21 protein-coding genes are annotated in these 19,913 nt (G+C 72.5%); 18 read left to right on the top strand and 3 right to left on the bottom strand.

Going from position 1 to position 19,913, the window contains the following annotated elements; all coding sequences use genetic code 11:
• The first annotated feature begins 153 nt into the window (after positions 1-153).
• From ACPXCB_RS22650 to ACPXCB_RS22640, 3 genes are all read left to right on the top strand, one after another.
• Entirely contained in the window at positions 154-1,212 is a 1,059-nt protein-coding gene (locus ACPXCB_RS22650; RefSeq protein WP_425877558.1) for a site-2 protease family protein, read from the top strand.
• The gene (locus tag ACPXCB_RS22645) at positions 1,209-2,216 is read left to right on the top strand and encodes a tRNA (adenine-N1)-methyltransferase (RefSeq protein ID WP_425877548.1); all 1,008 of its coding nucleotides are present in this window, start codon (positions 1,209-1,211) and stop codon (positions 2,214-2,216) included. The genes ACPXCB_RS22650 and ACPXCB_RS22645 overlap by 4 nt, the downstream gene beginning before the upstream one ends.
• 81 nt (positions 2,217-2,297) lie before the next feature.
• On the top strand, positions 2,298-2,870 hold the full coding sequence (locus ACPXCB_RS22640; RefSeq protein WP_132237455.1) for a hypothetical protein: 573 nt from the start codon (positions 2,298-2,300) through the stop codon (positions 2,868-2,870).
• A gap of 82 nt (positions 2,871-2,952) precedes the next feature.
• Here ACPXCB_RS22640 and ACPXCB_RS22635 read toward each other — a convergent pair whose 3' ends face one another.
• Positions 2,953-3,249 carry a ferredoxin gene (locus ACPXCB_RS22635; protein WP_132237457.1) on the bottom strand — a complete coding sequence of 99 codons (297 nt, stop codon included), beginning with the start codon at positions 3,247-3,249 and terminating at the stop codon, positions 2,953-2,955.
• A gap of 178 nt (positions 3,250-3,427) precedes the next feature.
• Here ACPXCB_RS22635 and arc point away from each other — a divergent pair, with 178 nt between their 5' ends.
• The 9 genes from arc to ACPXCB_RS22590 all read left to right on the top strand — a co-directional run bounded on the left by arc (position 3,428) and on the right by ACPXCB_RS22590 (position 12,340).
• Positions 3,428-5,209, top strand: a complete 1,782-nt coding sequence (arc, locus tag ACPXCB_RS22630) for a proteasome ATPase (protein WP_425877547.1) — start codon at positions 3,428-3,430, stop codon at positions 5,207-5,209.
• Positions 5,210-5,374: 165 nt separating this feature from the next.
• Positions 5,375-6,892 (top strand): depupylase/deamidase Dop, encoded by a 1,518-nt coding sequence (gene dop, locus ACPXCB_RS22625; protein WP_151455852.1) that lies wholly within the window; start codon positions 5,375-5,377, stop codon positions 6,890-6,892.
• Between the two features lie 104 nt (positions 6,893-6,996).
• Positions 6,997-7,212 carry a ubiquitin-like protein Pup gene (locus ACPXCB_RS22620; RefSeq protein ID WP_088993750.1) on the top strand — a complete coding sequence of 72 codons (216 nt, stop codon included), beginning with the start codon at positions 6,997-6,999 and terminating at the stop codon, positions 7,210-7,212.
• A gap of 248 nt (positions 7,213-7,460) precedes the next feature.
• The gene (locus ACPXCB_RS22615) at positions 7,461-7,919 is read left to right on the top strand and encodes an endonuclease VII domain-containing protein (protein ID WP_425877546.1); all 459 of its coding nucleotides are present in this window, start codon (positions 7,461-7,463) and stop codon (positions 7,917-7,919) included.
• Positions 7,838-8,677, top strand: coding sequence for a proteasome subunit beta (gene prcB, locus ACPXCB_RS22610; RefSeq protein ID WP_192581475.1), 840 nt, complete (start codon positions 7,838-7,840; stop codon positions 8,675-8,677). Before ACPXCB_RS22615 ends, prcB begins: the two co-directional genes overlap by 82 nt.
• A 61-nt stretch (positions 8,678-8,738) precedes the next feature.
• Entirely contained in the window at positions 8,739-9,560 is an 822-nt protein-coding gene (gene prcA / locus ACPXCB_RS22605; protein WP_425877545.1) for a proteasome subunit alpha, read from the top strand.
• Between the two features lie 438 nt (positions 9,561-9,998).
• The gene (gene pafA, locus ACPXCB_RS22600) at positions 9,999-11,357 is read left to right on the top strand and encodes a Pup--protein ligase (protein WP_151455849.1); all 1,359 of its coding nucleotides are present in this window, start codon (positions 9,999-10,001) and stop codon (positions 11,355-11,357) included.
• Between the two features lie 70 nt (positions 11,358-11,427).
• Entirely contained in the window at positions 11,428-11,613 is a 186-nt protein-coding gene (locus ACPXCB_RS22595; protein ID WP_311412756.1) for a hypothetical protein, read from the top strand.
• A gap of 178 nt (positions 11,614-11,791) precedes the next feature.
• On the top strand, positions 11,792-12,340 hold the full coding sequence (locus ACPXCB_RS22590) for a carboxymuconolactone decarboxylase family protein (protein WP_327028278.1): 549 nt from the start codon (positions 11,792-11,794) through the stop codon (positions 12,338-12,340).
• A gap of 87 nt (positions 12,341-12,427) precedes the next feature.
• Here the strand turns inward: ACPXCB_RS22590 and ACPXCB_RS22585 are convergent, their stop codons facing one another.
• Positions 12,428-13,513 (bottom strand): DUF3866 family protein, encoded by a 1,086-nt coding sequence (locus ACPXCB_RS22585; protein WP_425877544.1) that lies wholly within the window; start codon positions 13,511-13,513, stop codon positions 12,428-12,430.
• A gap of 64 nt (positions 13,514-13,577) precedes the next feature.
• Positions 13,578-14,534, bottom strand: coding sequence for a cation diffusion facilitator family transporter (locus ACPXCB_RS22580; protein WP_425855203.1), 957 nt, complete (start codon positions 14,532-14,534; stop codon positions 13,578-13,580).
• Between the two features lie 126 nt (positions 14,535-14,660).
• On the opposite strand from ACPXCB_RS22580, the gene ACPXCB_RS22575 reads away from it, so the two are divergent.
• The 6 genes from ACPXCB_RS22575 to ACPXCB_RS22550 all read left to right on the top strand — a co-directional run bounded on the left by ACPXCB_RS22575 (position 14,661) and on the right by ACPXCB_RS22550 (position 19,770).
• Positions 14,661-15,659: a helix-turn-helix transcriptional regulator gene (locus tag ACPXCB_RS22575; RefSeq protein WP_151455844.1), complete on the top strand. Its 999-nt coding sequence runs from the start codon at positions 14,661-14,663 to the stop codon at positions 15,657-15,659.
• Positions 15,656-16,720, top strand: a complete 1,065-nt coding sequence (locus ACPXCB_RS22570; protein ID WP_311412750.1) for a helix-turn-helix transcriptional regulator — start codon at positions 15,656-15,658, stop codon at positions 16,718-16,720. The genes ACPXCB_RS22575 and ACPXCB_RS22570 overlap by 4 nt, the downstream gene beginning before the upstream one ends.
• A gap of 10 nt (positions 16,721-16,730) precedes the next feature.
• Positions 16,731-16,979, top strand: a complete 249-nt coding sequence (locus tag ACPXCB_RS22565) for a DUF5320 domain-containing protein (protein ID WP_151455842.1) — start codon at positions 16,731-16,733, stop codon at positions 16,977-16,979.
• 208 nt (positions 16,980-17,187) lie between these two features.
• The gene (gene tatA / locus ACPXCB_RS22560; RefSeq protein WP_121398247.1) at positions 17,188-17,514 is read left to right on the top strand and encodes a Sec-independent protein translocase subunit TatA; all 327 of its coding nucleotides are present in this window, start codon (positions 17,188-17,190) and stop codon (positions 17,512-17,514) included.
• Between the two features lie 18 nt (positions 17,515-17,532).
• Positions 17,533-18,486 carry a twin-arginine translocase subunit TatC gene (gene tatC / locus ACPXCB_RS22555; RefSeq protein ID WP_327028281.1) on the top strand — a complete coding sequence of 318 codons (954 nt, stop codon included), beginning with the start codon at positions 17,533-17,535 and terminating at the stop codon, positions 18,484-18,486.
• A 678-nt stretch (positions 18,487-19,164) separates the two neighbouring features.
• The gene (locus ACPXCB_RS22550; RefSeq protein ID WP_225852331.1) at positions 19,165-19,770 is read left to right on the top strand and encodes a response regulator transcription factor; all 606 of its coding nucleotides are present in this window, start codon (positions 19,165-19,167) and stop codon (positions 19,768-19,770) included.
• Positions 19,771-19,913: the final 143 nt, after the last annotated feature.

Raw genomic sequence — 19,913 nt, 5'->3', positions numbered from 1 at the left:
GGCGTCCGCTCCCGTCGCCACGCCGGCGCATGATCTCCGCCGCGTAGCATCGATCCGATGGAGCAGACGAGGCGACCGCGCCGCCGGCCCGACGCGCGGACCGGCCTGACCGTGGGCCGGGTGTTCGGGGTGCCGCTGCACCTCAACGGCTCGATGGTGCTGCTCACCCTGCTGGTGACCGTGCTGTACGCCGAGTTCGCCCGCCGCCAGCTCGACCTGTCCCAGCTCGCCGGCTACCTGATCGGCTTCGGCTTCGTGGTCTCCCTGCTCGGCTCGGTGCTCCTGCACGAGCTCGGCCACGCCCTCACCGCCCGCCGCTACGGCATCGGTGTGCGCGGGATCACCCTGGAGCTGCTCGGCGGCTACACCGAGATGGACCGCGACGCCCCGACGCCCCGCATCGACCTGCTGGTGTCACTCGCCGGCCCGGCCGTCTCCGCCGTGCTCGGCGTGCTCGCGGTCGCCGCCACCCTCGCCCTGCCCGACCGTACCCTGGCCAACCAGCTCGCCTTCCAACTGGCCGTGAGCAACGTCATCGTCGCGCTGTTCAACATGTTGCCCGGGCTGCCGCTCGACGGCGGCCGGGCGCTGCGGGCGGCGGTCTGGGCGGTGACCCGCGACCGGCACCGCGGCACCGAGGTCGCCGGCTGGGTGGGACGCGTCGTCGCCGTCGGCACCGCCGCGCTGGTCGCCCTGCTCACCCTCACCCGCGACCTGGCGCCGCTGGCGCTGCCGCTGATGCTGCTCGTCGCGTTCACCCTGTGGCGCGGCGCCGGGCAGTCGATCCGGATGGCCCGGATCAGTCGCCGCTTCCCGCTGATCGACCTGGCCCGGCTGGCCCGGCCCGTGCTCGCCGTGCCCACCGGCACGCCGCTGGCCGAGGCGCACCGCCGGCGCGCCGACGGGAGCACCCCGGGCGCCGCCCTCGTGGTCACCGACACCGCCGGCCGGCCGGTCGCCCTGGTCGACCCGGCGGCGGCGGACGCCGTACCCGTGGAACGCCGCCCCTGGCTGGCCGTCGACGCGGTCGCCCGATCCCTGCCCGACCTGCCCGCGATGCCGGTGGGACTCGACGGGGAACGCGTGATGGAGACCGTGCAGACCCACCCGGGCGCGCAGTACGTGGTGACCTCAGGCGAAGATGTCGTGGGCATTCTGCACATCGCGGATCTCGCTCAGCTCCTCGAACCCCAACGGAAGATGAACACGTGACCGCAACTCCCCCCGTCGCCCCGGCAGACCCGGGCACCCCGGTGCCCGCCGACACCCCGGCGCTGCCCCCCGTGCACCGCGGCCCGTTCCGGATCGGCGACCGGGTGCAGCTGACCGACCCCAAGGGGCGGATGCACACGGTCACCCTCGAGCCCGGCAAGGCGTTCCACACCCACCGCGGCATCCTGGAGCACGACGCGCTGATCGGCCTGCCCGACGGCAGCGTGGTCACCACCACCGGCGGCGGCACCGCGTTCCTCGCCCTGCGACCGCTGCTGTCGGACTACGTGCTCTCCATGCCGCGCGGCGCCCAGGTGATCTACCCGAAGGACTCCGCCCAGATCGTCGCCATGGGCGACATCTTCCCCGGTGCCAAGGTCCTGGAGGCCGGCGCCGGCTCCGGCGCGCTGTCCTGCTCCCTGCTGCGTGCGGTCGGCACCGGAGGCGAGCTGCACTCGTTCGAGGTGCGCGACGACTTCGCCCAGATCGCCCGGCGCAACGTCGAGGCGTTCTTCAACGGGCCGCACCCCGCGTGGCACCTGCACGTCGGCGACGTCGCCGGGTGCGCCGAGACCGGCTTCGACCGGATCATCCTCGACATGCTCACCCCGTGGGAGACCCTCGACATGGTCGAGCGGGCGCTGGTTCCCGGTGGCGTGTTCATCGGCTACGTCGCCACCACCCCGCAGCTGTCCGAACTGGTCGAGGCGCTGCGTGAGCGCGGCGGCTGGACCGAGCCGCGGGCCTGGGAGTCGCTGGTGCGCGACTGGCACGCCGAGGGTCTGGCCGTGCGACCGGACCACCGCATGATCGCGCACACCGCGTTCCTCGTCTCCGCGCGTAAGCTCGCCCCCGGCGTCACCGCACCGCCGCGGCGCCGCAAGCCCAGCAAGGGCGCCGAGGCGTACGCCGAACGCCGCCAGGCGCTGCGTGAGGCCGAGGCCGCCAGGCAGGCGGCGGCTGCCTCGGCGCAGCAGGCCGCCGAGGACACGGAACAGCCGTGACGGCGCAGCGGGGCGACGAGGAGTGAACGGACGGATCCCGCCCGTCGGCGCGTGCCGGCGGGCCGGGCACGGGGAGGTGGCATGAGCCGGCCCGGCTTCGGCGGGGGTGACCTGCCGGCGGTGTTCCCGGACTGGTCGCCCTACCAGGACCTCGAATCGGCGGCCCGGGCGTACCTGCGCGATCCCGACGTCGCGCTCGAGGCGCTCGGTGGGGTGCTGCGCGGCGCTTCGGTGCTCGGCTTCACCCTGGAACGCTTCGTCAACGAGGTCAACGGGGTGTGGCAGGAGGTCGTGGTCTGCGACGGCAGCCGCCTCGTCCTCTGGCACGGCGAGGACGTGCCGCCGGAGGACGGGCCACCGGGCTCGATGACCTCGTCGTTGCGGGTGGTGCCGGTCTCCACCGTGACCGAGGTCGGCTGCCGGCGCCGGCTCACCCGCGCCGAGGACGGCGGGATCCGGGTCGACAGCATCGACGTCTACCTGCTGCTCACCTCGCTGGACGAGGCGCCGCCCAGTGACGAGGCGGTGGGCGCGCCCCGGCACGACGCGCTGCGCTTCGGCAAGACCCTCGACGACGGCGGCGCCGGACAGATCGCCCGCCTGGAGGAGTTCGCCCGCCTGGTCGCCTCGGTGGTCGGCCGCCCGATGCTCTGAGCCGTACGCCCGGGTGGGCCGCGCAGGCGGGGTTCCCGGACGTCTCGATCCTCCCGCGCGCTCGCGCGGGAGGGCCGGGCCGTCAGTCCTCCTCGGCCTCCGGGCCGGCCACCTCGACGCCGTCGCTGCCGCGCACCACGTGGATGCACTCGCCCGGGCACTCCTTCGCCGAGTCGATCACCTCGAGGCGCAGGTGCTCCGGCACGTCGACCCGGCTGCCCGGCGCCATCCGCAGCTCGCCGTCGGGGCCCTTGACGTACGCCAGCCCGTCGACGTCGAACTCGAAGACCTCGGGCGCGTACTGCACGCAGAGCCCGTCGCCCGTGCAGAGATCCTGGTCAACCCAGACCTGCAACTCGTCCGTCACGACCTGCGCCACGGCGCACCCCCCATGTTCTCCCGTCCCACGCCCCGACGGTACCCGAACGCCCGTACCGGCCCCCCCGGGCCACCCTTCGCGATCAAGGTTCGGTGACGAGCGCGTTGCGTGGGACCGAATCGGCCTCATAGCGGCTAGTGTTAGGGCAGAACGTTCAAGCCCCCCGGGGAGGTGGGACGTGGCACGCAGCGACGACGCGGACTCGCGCGCCGCACGGTGGGAGAAGGAGGCCCACGATCTCTCCACGCAGGTCGCGTTCCTTCAAGAGGAACTCGCTCTGGTGCGGCGCAAGTTGACCGAAAGCCCCCGACACGTCCGGCAGCTCGAAGAGCGGCTGGCGGCCACCCAGGCACAGTTGGCGCGGCTGACCGAGAACAACGACCGGCTCGTGAGCACTCTCAAGGAGGCTCGCGCGCAGATCGTGACGCTCAAGGAGGAGATCGACCGCCTCGCGCAACCGCCGAGTGGTTACGGCGTCTTCCTTGCGCGGCACGACGACGGCACGGTGGACGTCTTCACCGGCGGACGCAAGCTCCGGGTCGCCGTCTCGCCCTCGCTGGACGTCGCCGAGCTGCGGCGCGGCCAGGAGGTCCTGCTCAACGACGCGCTCAACATCGTCGACGCGTTCGGTTTCGAGCGGGTCGGCGAGGTGGCGATGCTCAAGGAGATCCTCGCGGGTCCCGACGGCGGCCCGGGCGACCGGGCCCTGGTGGTCTCGCACTCCGACGAGGAGCGCATCGTGCACCTCGCCGACACCCTGATCGGTTCGCCGATCCGGGCCGGCGACTCGCTCATGATCGAGCCCCGCTCGGCGTACGCGTACGAGCGGATCCCGAAGAGCGAGGTCGAGGAACTGGTCCTGGAGGAGGTGCCCGACGTCGACTACACCGACATCGGTGGCCTTCACTCGCAGATCGAGCAGATCCGCGACGCGGTGGAACTGCCCTTCCTGCACGCCGACCTGTTCCGCGAGCACCAGCTCCGCCCGCCGAAGGGCATCCTGCTCTACGGCCCGCCCGGCTGCGGCAAGACGCTGATCGCCAAGGCGGTGGCCAACTCGCTCGCGAAGAAGATCGCCGAGCGGGAGGGCAAGGAGAAGCACACCAGCTTCTTCCTCAACATCAAGGGCCCGGAGCTGCTCAACAAGTACGTCGGCGAGACCGAGCGGCACATCCGGCTGATCTTCCAGCGGGCCCGGGAGAAGGCCGGCGAGGGCACACCGGTCATCGTGTTCTTCGACGAAATGGACTCGATCTTCCGGACCCGGGGCTCCGGTGTCTCCTCCGACGTGGAGAACACCATCGTCCCGCAGCTGCTCAGCGAGATCGACGGCGTGGAGGGGCTGGAGAACGTCATCGTCATCGGCGCCTCCAACCGGGAAGACATGATCGACCCGGCGATCCTGCGACCTGGCCGGCTCGACGTGAAGATCAAGATCGAGCGGCCGGACGCCGAGGCGGCCAAGGACATCTTCACCAAGTACATCCTCGCCGGGCTGCCGCTGCACCCGGACGACCTGACCGAGCACGGCGGCGACCCCCAGGCCACCGTCGCGGCGATGATCGACGCGGTCGTGCTGCGGATGTACTCGGAGACCGAGGAGAACCGCTTCCTCGAGGTCACCTACGCCAACGGCGACAAGGAAGTCCTCTACTTCAAGGACTTCAACTCCGGCGCGATGATCCAGAACATCGTCGACCGGGGCAAGAAGATGGCCATCAAGGAGTTCCTCACCTCCGGACGCAAGGGCCTGCGCCTGCAGCACCTCCTCGACGCCTGCGTCGACGAGTTCCGGGAGAACGAGGACCTGCCCAACACCACCAACCCCGACGACTGGGCCCGGATCTCCGGCAAGAAGGGCGAGCGGATCGTCTACATCCGCACGCTCGTCTCCGGCGGCAAGGGCGCGGAGGCCGGCCGGTCCATCGAGACCGCCAGCAACACCGGCCAGTACCTCTGACGGACACCCGCACGGGGCCCGTGGCGCGACGCGCCACGGGCCCCGTCCCGTCCGTGCCCGCCTCTCGCGCCCGCCGCCCCGGTCCGCCGCGCCCCCATCCGCCGCGCGGCCGACTACGCTCGACGTGACGGGGGACCGGGTCGGGCGAGCGAAGCGGGTAGGTCGATGAGCGTAAGACGGATCATGGGCACCGAGGTCGAGTACGGCATCTCCGTTCCCGGCCAGGCCGGGGCCAACCCCATGGTCACCTCCTCCCAGGTGGTCAACGCCTACGGGGCGCGCCCGGAACTCAACCGGGGCGGCCGCGCCCGCTGGGACTACGAGGAGGAGTCGCCGCTGCGGGACGCGCGCGGCTTCACCTACTCGGGTGCCGCGTACGACCCGGCCGAGGCACTCGCCGACGAGGACCTCGGGCTGGCCAACGTGATACTCACCAACGGCGCACGGCTCTACGTCGACCACGCCCACCCGGAATACTCCACACCAGAGGTGACCAACCCGCTGGACGTGGTGCGCTGGGACAAGGCGGGGGAGCGGGTGATGGCCGAGGCGGCCCGGCGCGCCGCCACGATCCCCGGCACCCAGCCGATCCACCTCTACAAGAACAACACCGACAACAAGGGCGCCAGCTACGGCTCGCACGAGAACTACCTGATGCGCCGGCAGACGCCGTTCGCCGACATCGTCGCGTACCTGACACCGTTCTTCGTGACCCGGCAGATCGTCTGCGGCGCCGGCCGGGTCGGCATCGGCCAGGACGGCGGGCAGAGCGGCTTCCAGATCTCCCAGCGTGCGGACTTCTTCGAGGTCGAGGTCGGCCTGGAGACCACCCTCAAGCGGCCGATCATCAACACCCGCGACGAGCCGCACGCCGACGCCGACAAGTACCGCCGGCTGCACGTCATCATCGGCGACGCCAACCTGTCGGAGATCTCCACGTACCTCAAGGTCGGCACCACGGCGCTGATCCTCACGATGATCGAGGAGAAGGCGCTCGGCCCCGACCTCGGCATCGCCGACCCGGTCAGCGAGCTGCGCGCCGTCAGCCACGACCCGTCCCTGACGCACCGGATGCGGCTGCGCGACGGGCGGCGGCTGACGGCCCTGGACCTCCAGTGGGCCTACTACGAGCGGGTCCGGTCCTTCGTGGACGACCGCTACGGCACCGACGCCGACGAGCAGACCCTCGACGTGCTCGCCCGCTGGGAGCGCGTGCTGGACAGGCTGGGCCGTGACGTCATGCTCTGCGCCGACGAGCTGGACTGGGTGGCCAAGCTGCGGCTGCTGGAGGGCTACCGGGAGCGCGAGCAGCTCGGCTGGGGCTCGCACAAGCTCCAACTGGTCGACCTCCAGTACTCCGACGTCCGCCCGGAGAAGGGCCTCTACCACCGGCTGGTCTCCCGGGGCGCGATGAAGACGCTGCTCGACGACGAGCAGACGCGTACGGCGATGACCGAACCGCCGGAGGACACCCGGGCCTACTTCCGCGGCCGCTGCCTGGCCCAGTACGCCTCCGAGGTCGTCGCGGCCAGCTGGGACTCGGTCATCTTCGACGTCGGCCGGGAGTCGCTGGTGCGGGTGCCGATGATGGAGCCGGAGCGCGGCACCCGCAAGCACGTGGGGGCGCTCTTCGACCGCTGTGCGAGCGCCAAGGACCTGCTGGAGACCCTCACCGGCGGCTGACCGGGTCGACGATTGCCCGTCGGGTGCCGAACGCGGCGCGCGGCGGGCTTTTCGTCGCCTCCGCGAGGTAAGTTGATCGCAGGGCGATCGTGGAGGAGGCAGCAATGGCCACTCGTGACAGCGGCGGGCAGTCGCAGTCGGGCAAGTCGCGTCAGGGCGAGGAGATCGAGGACGTCACCACGGAGGCGAACCCGGAGGTCGCCGAGCGGCACGCCGAGATCACCGAGGACGTCGACGACCTGCTCGACGAGATCGACTCGGTCCTCGAGGAGAACGCCGAGGAGTTCGTCAGGGGCTACGTACAGAAAGGGGGTGAATAGGTTAAACCCGGCATTTCGGACATGTCTCGACAGTGGGATGACCGAAACGGTGAGCGTCTCTGCCGCGACTGCGGCGTGTGGAAGCCCTTAGCGGACTTCTGCGCCAACAGCAGGAGACCAGACGGTCGAGGCAGCTACTGCAAATCGTGCTTCAATGCGCGTTCGAGGGCCAGCTACGCGAAGCGCGTCCGGGAACGGGATGGGCGTGAGGTGCGTCAGTTACCGGCGGTGCCGGAGGGGTACCGCCGGTGTCCGGCGTGCGATGCGTCAGGGTGCTGGCGGACTTTCCCCGTAACCGATCCGGGCGGGGCGGCCACGGCCGATACTGCAAGCCCTGCCACAACGAGAAGGGCAGGGAGTCGCGGACGCGGCTCCACGGCGGCAGTCGCGAATACCACCTGCGGCGGCGCTACGGCATCGGTGAGGTTGAGTTCCAGGAGCTCCTGGCCGAGCAGGGCGGGGTGTGCGCGATCTGTGGCACACCGGATCCTGAACATGTCGACCACGATCATCGCACCGGGTGGGTGCGCGGGATATTGTGCTTCAACTGCAACGGTGGCCTTGGCCAGTTCCGTGACGATCGGTCGCGGCTGGCCGGGGCGATCACATATCTGAGAGGAACCACGTGGCAGCGGGTTTTGATCCATCCGGGCGTCTACCAGATGTGTTCACCAACGCGGGGACGTCCTCCTTCACCTCGTTCCTGAGCAAGGTGGCCCCCGAGATGTTGCCCGGCCGCCGGCCGCTGCCGCCGGGTATGGCCGCCGACATGGCGCCGCACGCGACCACCATCGTGGCCATCTCGGCCGCCGGCGGTGTCGTGATGGCCGGCGACCGGCGGGCCACCATGGGCAACCTGATCGCCCAGCGCGACATCGAGAAGGTCCACCCGGCCGACGCGTACTCCCTGGTCGGCATCGCCGGCACGGCGGGGATCGGCATCGAGCTGATGCGACTGTTCCAGGTGGAGCTGGAGCACTACGAGAAGATCGAGGGCGCGATGCTCTCGCTCGACGGCAAGGCCAACCGGCTCGCCTCCATGATCCGTGGCAACCTGGGCGCCGCGATGCAGGGTCTCGCGGTGATCCCGCTCTTCGCCGGCTACGACCTGGCCGCGAAGGACCCGGCGCGGGCGGGCCGCATCTTCAGCTTCGACGTCACCGGCGGCCCCTACGAGGAGACCGGCTACGACGCGATCGGCTCCGGCTCGCTCTTCGCCCGGTCGGCGCTGAAGAAGCGCTTCCAGCCGGGACTCTCCATCGACGAGGCGGTCCGGCTCGCGGTCGAGGCGCTCTACGACGCGGCCGACGACGACACCGCGACCGGCGGCCCGGACCTGATCCGGCGGATCTACCCGGTGGTGATGACGGCGACGGCGGAGGGCACCCACCGGCTCACCGACGAGGAGATGTCGGCGATCGCCGAGAGCGTGGTCTCCGGCCGGATGGAGAACCCGGGCGGTTGATCCGCTCCCGCCCGTACCAGTCAGCAGCCGTCAGCACAGCGCCCTAAGGAGAACCGCCGCCGTGGCCATGCAGTTCTACGCCTCGCCCGAGCAGATCATGCGCGACCGCTCCGAGCTGGCCCGCAAGGGCATCGCCCGGGGCCGCAGCGCGGTGGTCCTGAGCTACGAGGGCGGGGTGCTCTTCGTCGCCGAGAACCTCTCCAGCGCCCTGCACAAGGTCAGTGAGATCTACGACCGGATCGGCTTTGCCGCCGTCGGCCGCTACAACGAGTTCGAGAACCTGCGCCGTGCCGGCGTGCGGATGGCCGACCTGAACGGCCTCAGCTACGACCGGCGTGACGTCACCGGTCGGGCCCTGGCGAACGCCTTCGCGCAGACCCTGGGTGCCATCTTCACCGAGCAGTCAAAGCCGTTCGAGGTGGAGATCTGCGTGGCCGAGGTGGGCACCACCGCCGAGGACGACGAGCTCTACCGGCTCACCTACGACGGATCCGTCAACGACGAGCCGGGCCGGATGGCGATGGGCGGGCAGGCCGAGGCCATCACCGGCGTGCTGAAGTCCCACCACCGTCCGGACATGTCGCTGGGCGAGGCGGTCAAGGTCGCGGTGCAGGCCCTGAGCAGTGTCGGGGGAGAGGGCGGCGCCGCCCGGACCATCGCCGCCAACCAGTTGGAGGTGGCGATCCTGGACCGCCGCCGGGTGGGGCGGACGTTCCGCCGGATCACCGGGGCCGCGTTGACCGCGCTGCTCGACGGCGACAAGGCCGAGGAGCCGGTGTCGGCCCGCCCGGAGACGCCGACCTCGCCGACCGAGGAGGCGAAGAAGCCCACCACGTCGGCCGGCTCGGCGGACCTGGAGGGCCGGGACACCCCCGAGGCGTAGCGGGCACGTCGAGGCTGGGCGGTCGGGCGTGGACACGCCCGACCGCCCAGCCCGAGCCCGACGACGGCGCGCGGGTCGAGTGCGACCCGCGCCGTCGTGCAACCCCACCGCGCCCGCCACCCGCCGCACGCCGTTCTCGGGTATGCCAAGGGTCGCCCGCCGTTCCCGGGCGTCTCAGAGGCCTTCCGGCGCCGCCGTCCGGGACCTGCCCGCCCGTCGCGGATCCGTGGCGCGGAACGTCCAACCGGGACGCCCCGCGCCGAAGGGCGTCGGCGTCGCACCACACCCGGCCGGCCGGCGTACGGACGAGCGGCCGTGTCCGCCGCGCGCCCGCGGGGACCGGCGCTGCGGTGCCCGGGACCGACCGTCACCGATCCCGTGTGAGACCGGCACGGTGTGCGCTGCCCATCTGGGGCCTCGGGCGGCTAATGTCTCATCATGGAGCGGCGAATCTTCGGCCTCGAGACCGAGTACGGCGTCACCTGCACCTACCGCGGGCAGCGGCGGCTGTCCCCTGACGAGGTCGCCCGGTACCTCTTCCGCCGGGTGGTGTCGTGGGGCCGTTCGAGCAACGTTTTCCTGCGCAACGGCGCCCGGCTCTACCTGGACGTCGGCTCGCATCCGGAGTACGCCACCCCGGAGTGCGACTCGGTGGTGGACCTGGTCGCGCACGACCGGGCCGGCGAGCGGATCCTGGAGGGTCTGCTCGTCGACGCGGAGAAGCGGCTGCACGACGAGGGCATCGCGGGCGAGATCTACCTGTTCAAGAACAACACCGACTCGGCCGGCAACTCGTACGGCTGTCACGAGAACTACCTGGTGTCGCGGCACGGGGAGTTCGGCCGGTTGGCCGACGTGCTGATCCCGTTCCTGGTCACCCGGCAGTTGATCTGCGGGGCGGGCAAGGTGCTGCAGACGCCGCGCGGGGCGGTCTACTGCCTGTCGCAGCGGGCCGAGCACATCTGGGAGGGCGTCTCGTCGGCGACGACCCGGAGCCGGCCGATCATCAACACCCGCGACGAGCCGCACGCGGACGCGGAGCGCTACCGCCGGCTGCACGTCATCGTCGGCGACTCGAACATGAACGAGGTCACCACGCTGCTCAAGGTCGGCACCGCCGACATCGTGCTGCGGATGATCGAGGCCGGGGTGGTGATGCGTGACCTGACGCTGGAGAACCCGATCCGGGCCATCCGCGAGGTGTCGCACGACATCACCGGGCGCCGCAAGGTGCGGCTCTCCTCCGGCAAGGAGGTCAGCGCGCTGGAGATCCAGCAGGAATACCTGGCCAAGGCGACCGAGTTCGTGGAGCGGCGCGGCGGAGACCAGACCGCGAAGCGGGTGGTGGAGCTGTGGGGCCGGGTGCTGAGCGCGGTGGAGACCGGCGACCTGGAGCCGGTGTCCCGGGAGATCGACTGGGTGACCAAGCTGCGGTTGATCGAGCGCTACCAGCGCAAGCACGACTTGCCGCTGTCGCACCCGCGGGTGGCCCAGATGGACCTGGCCTACCACGACCTGCGCCGGGGCCGGGGCCTCTACGGGCTGCTGGAGAGGCGCGGCGAGGTGGACCGGGTGGCGACCGATCCGGAGATCTTCGAGGCCAAGGAGACCCCGCCACAGACGACCCGGGCCCGGCTGCGCGGGGAGTTCATCCGGCACGCCCAGGAGAAGCGGCGCGACTTCACCGTCGACTGGGTGCACCTCAAGCTCAACGACCAGGCGCAGCGCACGGTGCTCTGCAAGGACCCGTTCCGGGCGTACGACGAGCGGGTGGAACGGCTGATCGCCAGCATGTGACGGCAGCGGGCCGGCCCGGTGCGGTGGCGATCGCCGTCCGGGCCGGCCGGGCCGGTAGGCTGACCGCGCCATGACGACTTCCGAACCCCCCGAGCGCGGTCACCAGCGACAGAACTGGGCCGAGCGCCGCCGCGAGAAGATCCGCGCCGAGATCGAGCGCAACCGGCGCGGCGAGTACACGGTTCCCACCTGGGTGCTGGCGCTCGCGCTGGTGCTGATCGTGGGTGCCTGGCTCGCCCTCATCTTCCTGGTCTGATCCCGGCCGGCAACGTGGACGGGCGCCGCGGGCCGGGTCCGACACGGCACCCCGGCCGGGGCGACGCCGCATTCTGGAAGTTGTGCCGCTCCCGGCTGAGCTGGAACCGTCGTGCCCGTTCGGCATTGTCGGTGACGGGCCACGCGCGCTGCGTGGTCGCGGCAGGGAGGGTGACCGTATGGCACACATCGACCTCGGCCTCGACGAGCGGGAGCATCCGGGCATCAACGGCCCGCTGCGGTTCCGTCCCGAGACGGCCAAGCCGCTCGGCGAGCTGGCGGAGGCGCTGCTGCGCGCCCCGCACCCCACGCTGACGGCGGGGGAGCGGGAGCTGATCGCGGCGTACGTGTCGGGGCTCAACGACTGCAACTTCTGCTGTGCCTCGCACTCGGCGTTCGCGGCGGCGCAGCTGCCCTCGGGCATGCGGCTGGTGGAGCAGGTCCGTGCCGATCCGGCGGCCGCCGAGGTCAGCGAGAAGCTGCGGGCGTTGCTGGACATCGCCGGTGCCGTGCAGCGCAGTGGCCGGGAGGTGACGGCGGACCTGGTCAAGGTCGCCCGGGGCGCTGGCGCGACGGATCTGGAGATCCACGACACGGTCCTGATCGCGGCGGCGTTCTGCATGTTCAACCGGTACGTGGACGGGCTGGGCACGCTGGCCCCGGAGGACCCGGCGGTGTACGAGATGGCCGCCGAGCGCATCGTGCGGTACGGCTACGGGGCGAGCTGACCGATCACCACCGGGTCCCGGCACCTGCCGCTCGGGGGCGGGCGACCGCCGCACCCGCAGGCACCGGGGCCCGGTGGTGGCCGCGGGTCAGGACAGCAGGCGCGCGGCGTGCCGGCCGGCCGCGGCGGCGGCCAGGAAGTAGGCGTGGTCGGCGTCGAGGCCACGACCCATGGTGGACAGCGTCACCGGGGTGTCCCGCAGCGCGGCGTCCAGCCCGTCGGTCGGGACCCGGACGACGGTGTGCCGCGCCGTGAGGGGTACCAGCGCCGCGTCGACCTCGCCGGCCAGCGCCGGGGCCAGTCCGTCGGGCACGACCAGCTCGGCGGGGGCGAGGGCCACCCGGCCGTACGCGGTCAGGCTGTGGTGCGACACGCCCCGGTGGCGGGGCCGGGGGTCGGCGTCGGAGATCCGCAGCGACCCGATCGGACGCCCGCCCAGCGTGGCGACGGCGTTGACGGCCTCCCCGACGGCCACCCCGGAGAAGCCCCACCGGGTGCCGGTGCCCAGGTTGCCCGGTCCCTGGGCGACGATCGCCACGTCGGCGCGCAGCACGTGCCGGGCGGCCAGCAACCCGCTGTGCACGGTGCTCGCCTCCAGGTCCCCGCCGAACGCCTGGCCGACGGTGACCGTGCCGACGAGGTGGTCGCCCAGCGCGGCGAGGGTGCGGGAGAACCAGGCCGGCAGCGCCCCGCCGTCGGTCAGCAGGTAGGCGACCCGGGCGGCGGGGGCGTCGGCGTGGATGCCGGCCAGGACGGCCGGCAGCGCGGAGTGCAGGTCGGCGGTGACGACGGGCAGGCCGGCCAGGTCGTCGGCGGCCTCCATGACCTCCCGGTGCGGGGACGCCTCCTCGTCGACACCGAGCAGGATCGGCTGCAGCGGGGTGTAGCGGGCCTTGACGAGGTGCCCGGCGTCGCGGCTGTCGAGGGCCTGCGGCGGGTCCGGGGGCAGCCGGTCGGGCAGCGCCACGACCAGGGCGTATCCGCCGGTGCCGAGGCCCATCAGCAGCGCGCCGGCGTTGAGCAGCACCCGGTCGCCGGGCTCGGGCCGCCCGACGAGCGCGGGATAGGCCAGGGCGCGTACGGTGCCGCCGTCGGGCAGCTCGACGTCCAGTTCCACCGCCCCGGTCCACTGCCGCCGCAGCGCCGTCACCGTTCCCGACCGCCATCGCACCATGCCCGGCACGCTAGCGTCGCCACCCGCAGCGGGCGCGCCCGGGGCGGTGCGGCCGGTCGGCGGGTCAGCCGCCGGGGCCGTCGGGTTCCGGGGCGTCGCCGGTGCGGGTGGGGTCGAGGAAGACGTACCGGATCTGTGGGTAACGGGCGGTGAGCCGCCGCTCGGCCTGGTCGGCGGCGTCCTCGATGGTGGCGCCGCTCGCGTCGTCGTCGAAGTCCACCTTCGCGGCGACCAGGACGTCGCTCGGGCCGAGCTGCATCGTCAGCAGCGTGTCGATGCGCCGCACGGCGGGCAGGCCGGCCAGTTCCTCGGTGATCTCGCCGCGCAGTCGTTCCGGTACGGAGCGGCCGACCAGCAGCGAGATGTTGCTGTGCGCCAGGACGGCGGCCACCACGAGCAGCAGCACGCCGATCAGGATGGAGGCGGCGCCGTCCCAGAACTCGTCGCCGGTGAGCTGGGACAGGGCCACCCCGGCGGCGGCCAGCACCAGCCCGATCAGAGCGGCGCTGTCCTCCAGGAACACCGCCTTCAGGGGGGTGTCGGAGGTCAGGTGCAGGAACCGGCGCGGCGTGGTGCGCCAGCGCCGGGACTCGGCGCGGACCTGGTGCACGGCGCGGGCCAGCGAGACCGACTCGATGGCGAACGACACCGCCAGCACTATGTAGGTGACCAGGTACTCGCCGCTGTGCTTGTGCACCAGGATGGTGGTGACGCCGTGGGTGATCGCGAATCCGGCGCCGGCGACGAACGTGAACAGCGCCGCGAGGAACGCCCAGACGTAGCTCTCCTTGCCGTACCCGAAGGGGTGCCGGGCGTCGGCGGGCCGCGCCCCGCGGCGCAACGCGAGGTACAGCAGCACCTCGGTGGTGGTGTCGGCGACGGAGTGCACGGCCTCGGAGAGCATCGCCGCCGACCCGGAGATCACCCCGGCGATGAGCTTGGCCACCGCGATGGCGAGGTTGGCGGCCCCCGCCACCACGACGGTGGCGACGCTCTCGGTCCTGACCTCCGGCTGGGCCACCACGTCACTGTAGGGTCGTCGGTGGCCGGCCGCCCGGCGACCGGTGAACCGGCCGGGCGCGACGCGGGGCACGTCCTGCCCGCGTGGGTGCACGGGCGCGGCGGGTGGGCTGCTAGCGTCTACCGCGTGTCGCGGACCCGCACCGAACGCCTGGTCAACCTGGTTATCTGCCTGCTGTCCACGCGGCGGTTCCTGACCGCCGCGCAGATCGCCGCGACCGTGCCCGGCTACGAGCACGATCCGGATGACGCGCGTGACCACGAGGCCTTCCAGCGCAAGTTCGAGCGGGACAAGGCCGAGCTGCGCGAGCTGGGCGTGCCGCTGGAGACCGGGACGGCGAGCGTCTTCGACGCGGAGCCCGGCTACCGGATCGCCCACCGGGAGTACGCGCTGCCCGACATCCCGCTCGAACCGGACGAGGCCGCCGCGGTCGGCATCGCCGCCCGGCTGTGGCAGCACGCGGGCCTGGCCGCCGCCGCCTCCTCCGGGCTGGCGAAGCTGCGCGCCGCCGGCGTCGACGTGGACCCGCAGGCCACGCTGGGCCTGGAGCCGATGGTCACGGTGGACCCGGCGTTCGCGCCGCTCACCGCCGCGGCCCGGGACCGGCGCGAGGTCAGCTTCGACTACCGGGTGCCTGACCGCGACGACTCGACCCGCCGCCGCCTCCAGCCGTGGGGCGTGGTCTGCTGGCGGGGCCGCTGGTACGTGGTCGGGCACGACCTCGACCGCGAGGCGACCCGCTGCTTCCGGCTGTCCCGGGTGGTCGGCACGGTCCGGGCGACCGGCGCTCCCGGAGGCTACGAGCCACCGGCCGGGGTCGACCTGATCAGCCACGTGGCCCGCTGGTCGGGGCCGGCGGAACGCACCGGGCGGGCCACCGTGCTGGTCGCCGCCGGCCGCGCCGCCGGGCTGCGCCGCTGGGCCGTCGACGTCACCGCCTGCCCGGAGGGCGACCGGCTCGTCCTGCCCTACGCCGACGCGGACGTCCTCGCGGGCCAGCTCGTCGGCTACGGCCCGGACGTGCGGGTGCTCGATCCGCCGGAGGTGCGTGACGCGGTGATCCAGCGGCTCAAGGAGATCGCCGCCCGGCACGACGACCTCGCGGTCGCCGGGGGTGTCCGGTGACCCGGCCGGCCGCCCGGGGCGGCTCCCGCGCGTCGGCCGATCGGCTGGCCCGGCTGCTGAACCTGGTGCCCTACCTGCTGGCCCGACCCGGCATCGAGCTTGCCGAGGCGGCCGGGGACCTGGGCGTCACCGAGCGGCAGCTGCGCGAGGACCTGGAGCTGCTGTGGGTGTGCGGGTTGCCCGGTTACGGCCCCGGTGACCTGATCGACATGGCCTTCGACGGCGACCGGGTGACGATCACCTACGACGCCGGCATCGACCGGCCCCTGCGGCTCACCCCGGACGAGGCCCTCGCGTTGGTGGTGGCGCTGCGGATGCTCGCCGAGACGCCCGGGGTGACCAACCGGGAGGCCGTCGAGCGGGCCCTCGCGAAGATCGAGAATGCTGCCGGTGACCTGGTGGCGGCACCGGTCGAGGTCCGGCTGCCCGCCGACACCCGGCGGGTGGCGGAGCTGCGGACGGCCGTCGAGAGCGGCCGGGCGCTGCGCATCACCTACTACACGGCCGCCCGGGACGAGACCACCGACCGCGTCGTCGACCCGCTGCGGATGCTGATGGTCGGCGGGCGGGCCTACGTGGAGGCGTGGTGCCGCCGGGCGGAGGCGGTGCGGCTGTTCCGGGCCGACCGCATCGACGCCGTCGCCGAGTTGGAGGAGCGGGCGGTGGTGCCGCCGCAGGCCCGCCCGCACGACCTCACGGAGGGCGTGTTCCGCCCGTCGCCGGATCTGCCGCTGATCACCCTGCGGATCGGTCGGGGCGAGCGGTGGCTGACCGAGTACTACCCGTGCGAGCGGGTCGAGGCCGGCGGCGGCGACCAGTGGCTGGTGTCGCTGCGGGTCACCGACCTGGGCTGGGCCCGCCGGTTCGTGCTGGGCCTGGGCCCGGACGTGGCGGTGGTCGCCCCGGTCGAGCTGGCCGAGCAGGTACGGGCCGCGGCGGTCGCCGCCCTCGACGCGTACGCGTCGCCGGTGCCGGCCGCGCCACCCGTGCCCGTCGGCGGGCCGGACCCGGCGCGGGCGGTCTCCCCGGCCGACCCGGCGGTCACCGCGGGCACGCAGTAGGCTGACCGCCGTGGTGAAGTGGATCGTGCTCGCGGTGGTGCTGTTCGCGCTCGTCGTGTTCGCCCTGGCCCTGCGGCCGGTGCTGGCGCGGCTGCCCCGGCTGCGTCGCGCGGCCGTTGCCCTGCAACGCCGGGCGACCGAGGCGGAGTCGCTGCGGGAGACCGCCGAGACCCTCCAGGCACGGGCAGAGGCTCTCCAGGAGCAGCTCGACACCACCCAGCGGCGGCTGGCCGTGATCAAGGCGAAACGCGGCGGCTGATCGATCGGTGCCCGGTTCCTGCGCGTACCGCTCCGGTTCACGCAGGAACGATCCTGCGGCAGATGGTTGACGGGACGTCCCGCGTTGGTCAAGACTTCACCGGCCGGGACGAACCACCACCACCCGGCGGGGTGGCAGCGGCCGTTGACGGACGTACGATGGGCTGCGGTACACCCCTCACGACGACACAGAGCGACTGGAGCTTCCCATGGGTGCCCTCAAGCCGTGGCACATCGCCGTACTCGTGGTCGTGCTGATCCTGCTCTTCGGCGCGAAGCGGCTCCCTGACGCGGCCCGTTCGCTGGGCCGTTCGCTGCGGATCATCAAGGCCGAGACCAAGAGCCTGCACGACGACGACCGGGACCTCGCCGAGAAGGCCGACGCGCAGTCCGGCTACCAGCCGCTCCCGCCGCAGACCGTCCAGGGTCAGCCGTACGCGCCGCCGCCCGCCGGGCAGCAGCCGCACGTCGCCCCGCAGCAGCAGCCGTACGCACCCCCGGTCAACGACCCGGTGCAGCGCGTCCGCGACAACTGACCGAAGGGCCCGAGACCCGTGGCCTTCGCCCTCAAGAAGCGCGGTCCGAGCAACTTCGAGCGGGCCGCCGACGGCTCGATGACGCTCATCGAGCACATCCGCGAGCTGCGCAACCGGCTGTTCAAGGCGTCCCTGGCGATCCTGGTCGGCTTCGGATTCGGCATCTGGCTCGCCGGTCCGGTCCGGATTCTGCTCTCGAAGCCGTACTGCGACCTGCCGGCGTCGATCGATGTCGCTAGCGGCAAGTGCAAGTTCGTGCAGCTCGGTGTCGCGGACGTCTTCCTGCTCAACCTGAAGATCGGGCTCTGGGTGGGGTTGATCATCGCGGCCCCGATCTGGCTCTACCAGCTCTGGGCGTTCATCGCGCCCGGCCTGCACCGGAAAGAGCGGCGCTACGCCTACGTCTTCGCCGCGCTAGCCGCGCCGCTGTTCGCGGCGGGTGCCCTGCTGGCGTTCTTCGTCACGACCAAGGGCCTGGAGTTCCTGCTCAACATCTCCGGCGACGACATCGCCACGAACCTCGAGGTCACCCGCTACATCTCGTTCGTCACCAACCTGATCCTGCTGTTCGGAGTGGCGTTCGAGTTCCCGCTGCTGGTGTTGATGCTGAACTTCGTCGGCATCGCCAGCGCGAAGCGGCTGCTCAGTTGGTGGCGGATCGCGGTCTTTGTGTTCTTCGCGTTCTCCGCCGTGGTCACGCCGACCCCCGACCCGTTCGGGATGACCGCGTTGGCGCTCTGTCTCTGCGCGCTCTACTTCGCGGCGGTCGGCGTGGCGTTCCTCAACGACAAGCGCAGGGGACGTGGCAAGGAGGTCTACGCGGGCGTCGGCGACGACGAGGTGTCGCCGCTGGAGTTCGACCCCGAGCCGGTGGAGGCCGGGCAGCGGGTGGACGCCAGCGCGCCGATCACGGCCCCCGAGCCGGTCGCCGCGCCGGCGCCGATCGAGCGCCGCTACGACGACATGACCTGACCGGCCGGTCGTCCCCGACGACGAACGGACACAAGCCCTCCTTCACGGGGGGCTTGTGTCCGTTGCCGCCCCGGTGCGTACGGCACCACGGGCGGGCTCTCTAACGCACGGCGCGTCAGCCGTCAGCACCCAGTCGGCAATCCGTCACGAGGCATCCACGAGCTGCAATCGGGTAAGCAGATCTTTACGATGTGTCGACGTGTCCGACGAGGGAGGTCGCTGTCCAGTGCGTCGCCCGACGTTTGGTCGTCCACCCGTCCCCGGGCCGGAGGCCGCCTCCCCGCTGCGGCGGCCGAGGGTGCCCGTCGCCCGGCTCGTCGTGCGGCGGGGAGCCGCCGTCCCGGCCGCCACGCACGGCCGCGCCCCGGCGCCGCCCGGGCACCACGCCGTCCCGGCCCTTCCGGCGGGAGCCGACGGCGGGCCGCCTCCCGCGCCGTCCGCCCCGGGTGACCGGTCCCCCGGGGTGAGTGCCCGTCCCGGCTGAGTCCCGGCGGGCCCGCCCGCGCGCTCGTCCGGTCCCTCCGGCCGTTCCGCGCCGCGTCGGGCCACCCGGATGCCCCTGACCGTCGGTCGTCGTTGTCGCGCTTGATGATCCAGTCGTTCCGTCCGGCCGGCCTGCGTAGTCCCGTCAACGGGACCGCCCGCCGCCCCCGCACCCCCCAAGATCGGAGCTACCCGTTGATCCGCGTCGTCGTTGTCGAGGAGATGGGCCTGCTACGCACCGCGCTGTGCGCGGCACTGTCGAGCGAGGAGGAAATCGAGGTCGTCGCCGAGGTGACCGGGGTGGCGGAGCTGCCCGCCCTGGTGCGCCGGCTCCGGCCGGACGTGGTGCTGGTGGACCTGGCGCCGGACGCCCCGCATCCGGTCGAGGTCGTCGCCGAGATCACCGGGGCGATGCCCGACACCGCCGTGCTGGCCATGGGCCGCCGGTGGAGCCAGCGGATCGTCGGGGACCTGCTGGCCGCTGGCGTACGGGGCCTGGTGGGCAAGGACGCGTCCCTGGAGGCGCTCGTCGACGCCGTCCGGGAGCTCGCCGCCGGGGGGAAGGTCATCGACGCCGCCGCCGCCGTGACGGCGCTGCGCCCCGCGTCGAGCCCGCTGACGCGCCGGGAGGTGGAGGTGCTGCGGGTGGCCGCGGAGGGTCTGCCGCTGAAGGAGATCGCCCGCCGGCTCTACCTGGCGCACGGGACCGTACGCAACCACCTGTCGGCGATCATGCGCAAGACCGGTGCCCGCAACCGGATGGAGGCGGTGTGGCGCGCCCGCCGCGACGGCTGGATGTAGCGGGCCGGCCCCGCCCGCCCGGGCCGGGGCGGGCCAGCGCGGTCCCGCCCCTCGTCCGGCCTGGACAGTGGCGGGTCGCCCGCCGAGCGGAATCTGGCGGGACGTGTTTGAATTCTGACGGTCCGTGATCTGTCTGACGACGC

Origin of the sequence: Micromonospora sp. DT62 (assembly GCF_049847285.1) — a bacterium.
Taxonomy (GTDB): Bacteria; Actinomycetota; Actinomycetes; order Mycobacteriales; family Micromonosporaceae; genus Micromonospora; species Micromonospora reichwaldensis.
Note: the sequence above shows the minus strand (reverse complement) of the source record. Positions and strands in the feature narration are given on the sequence as shown.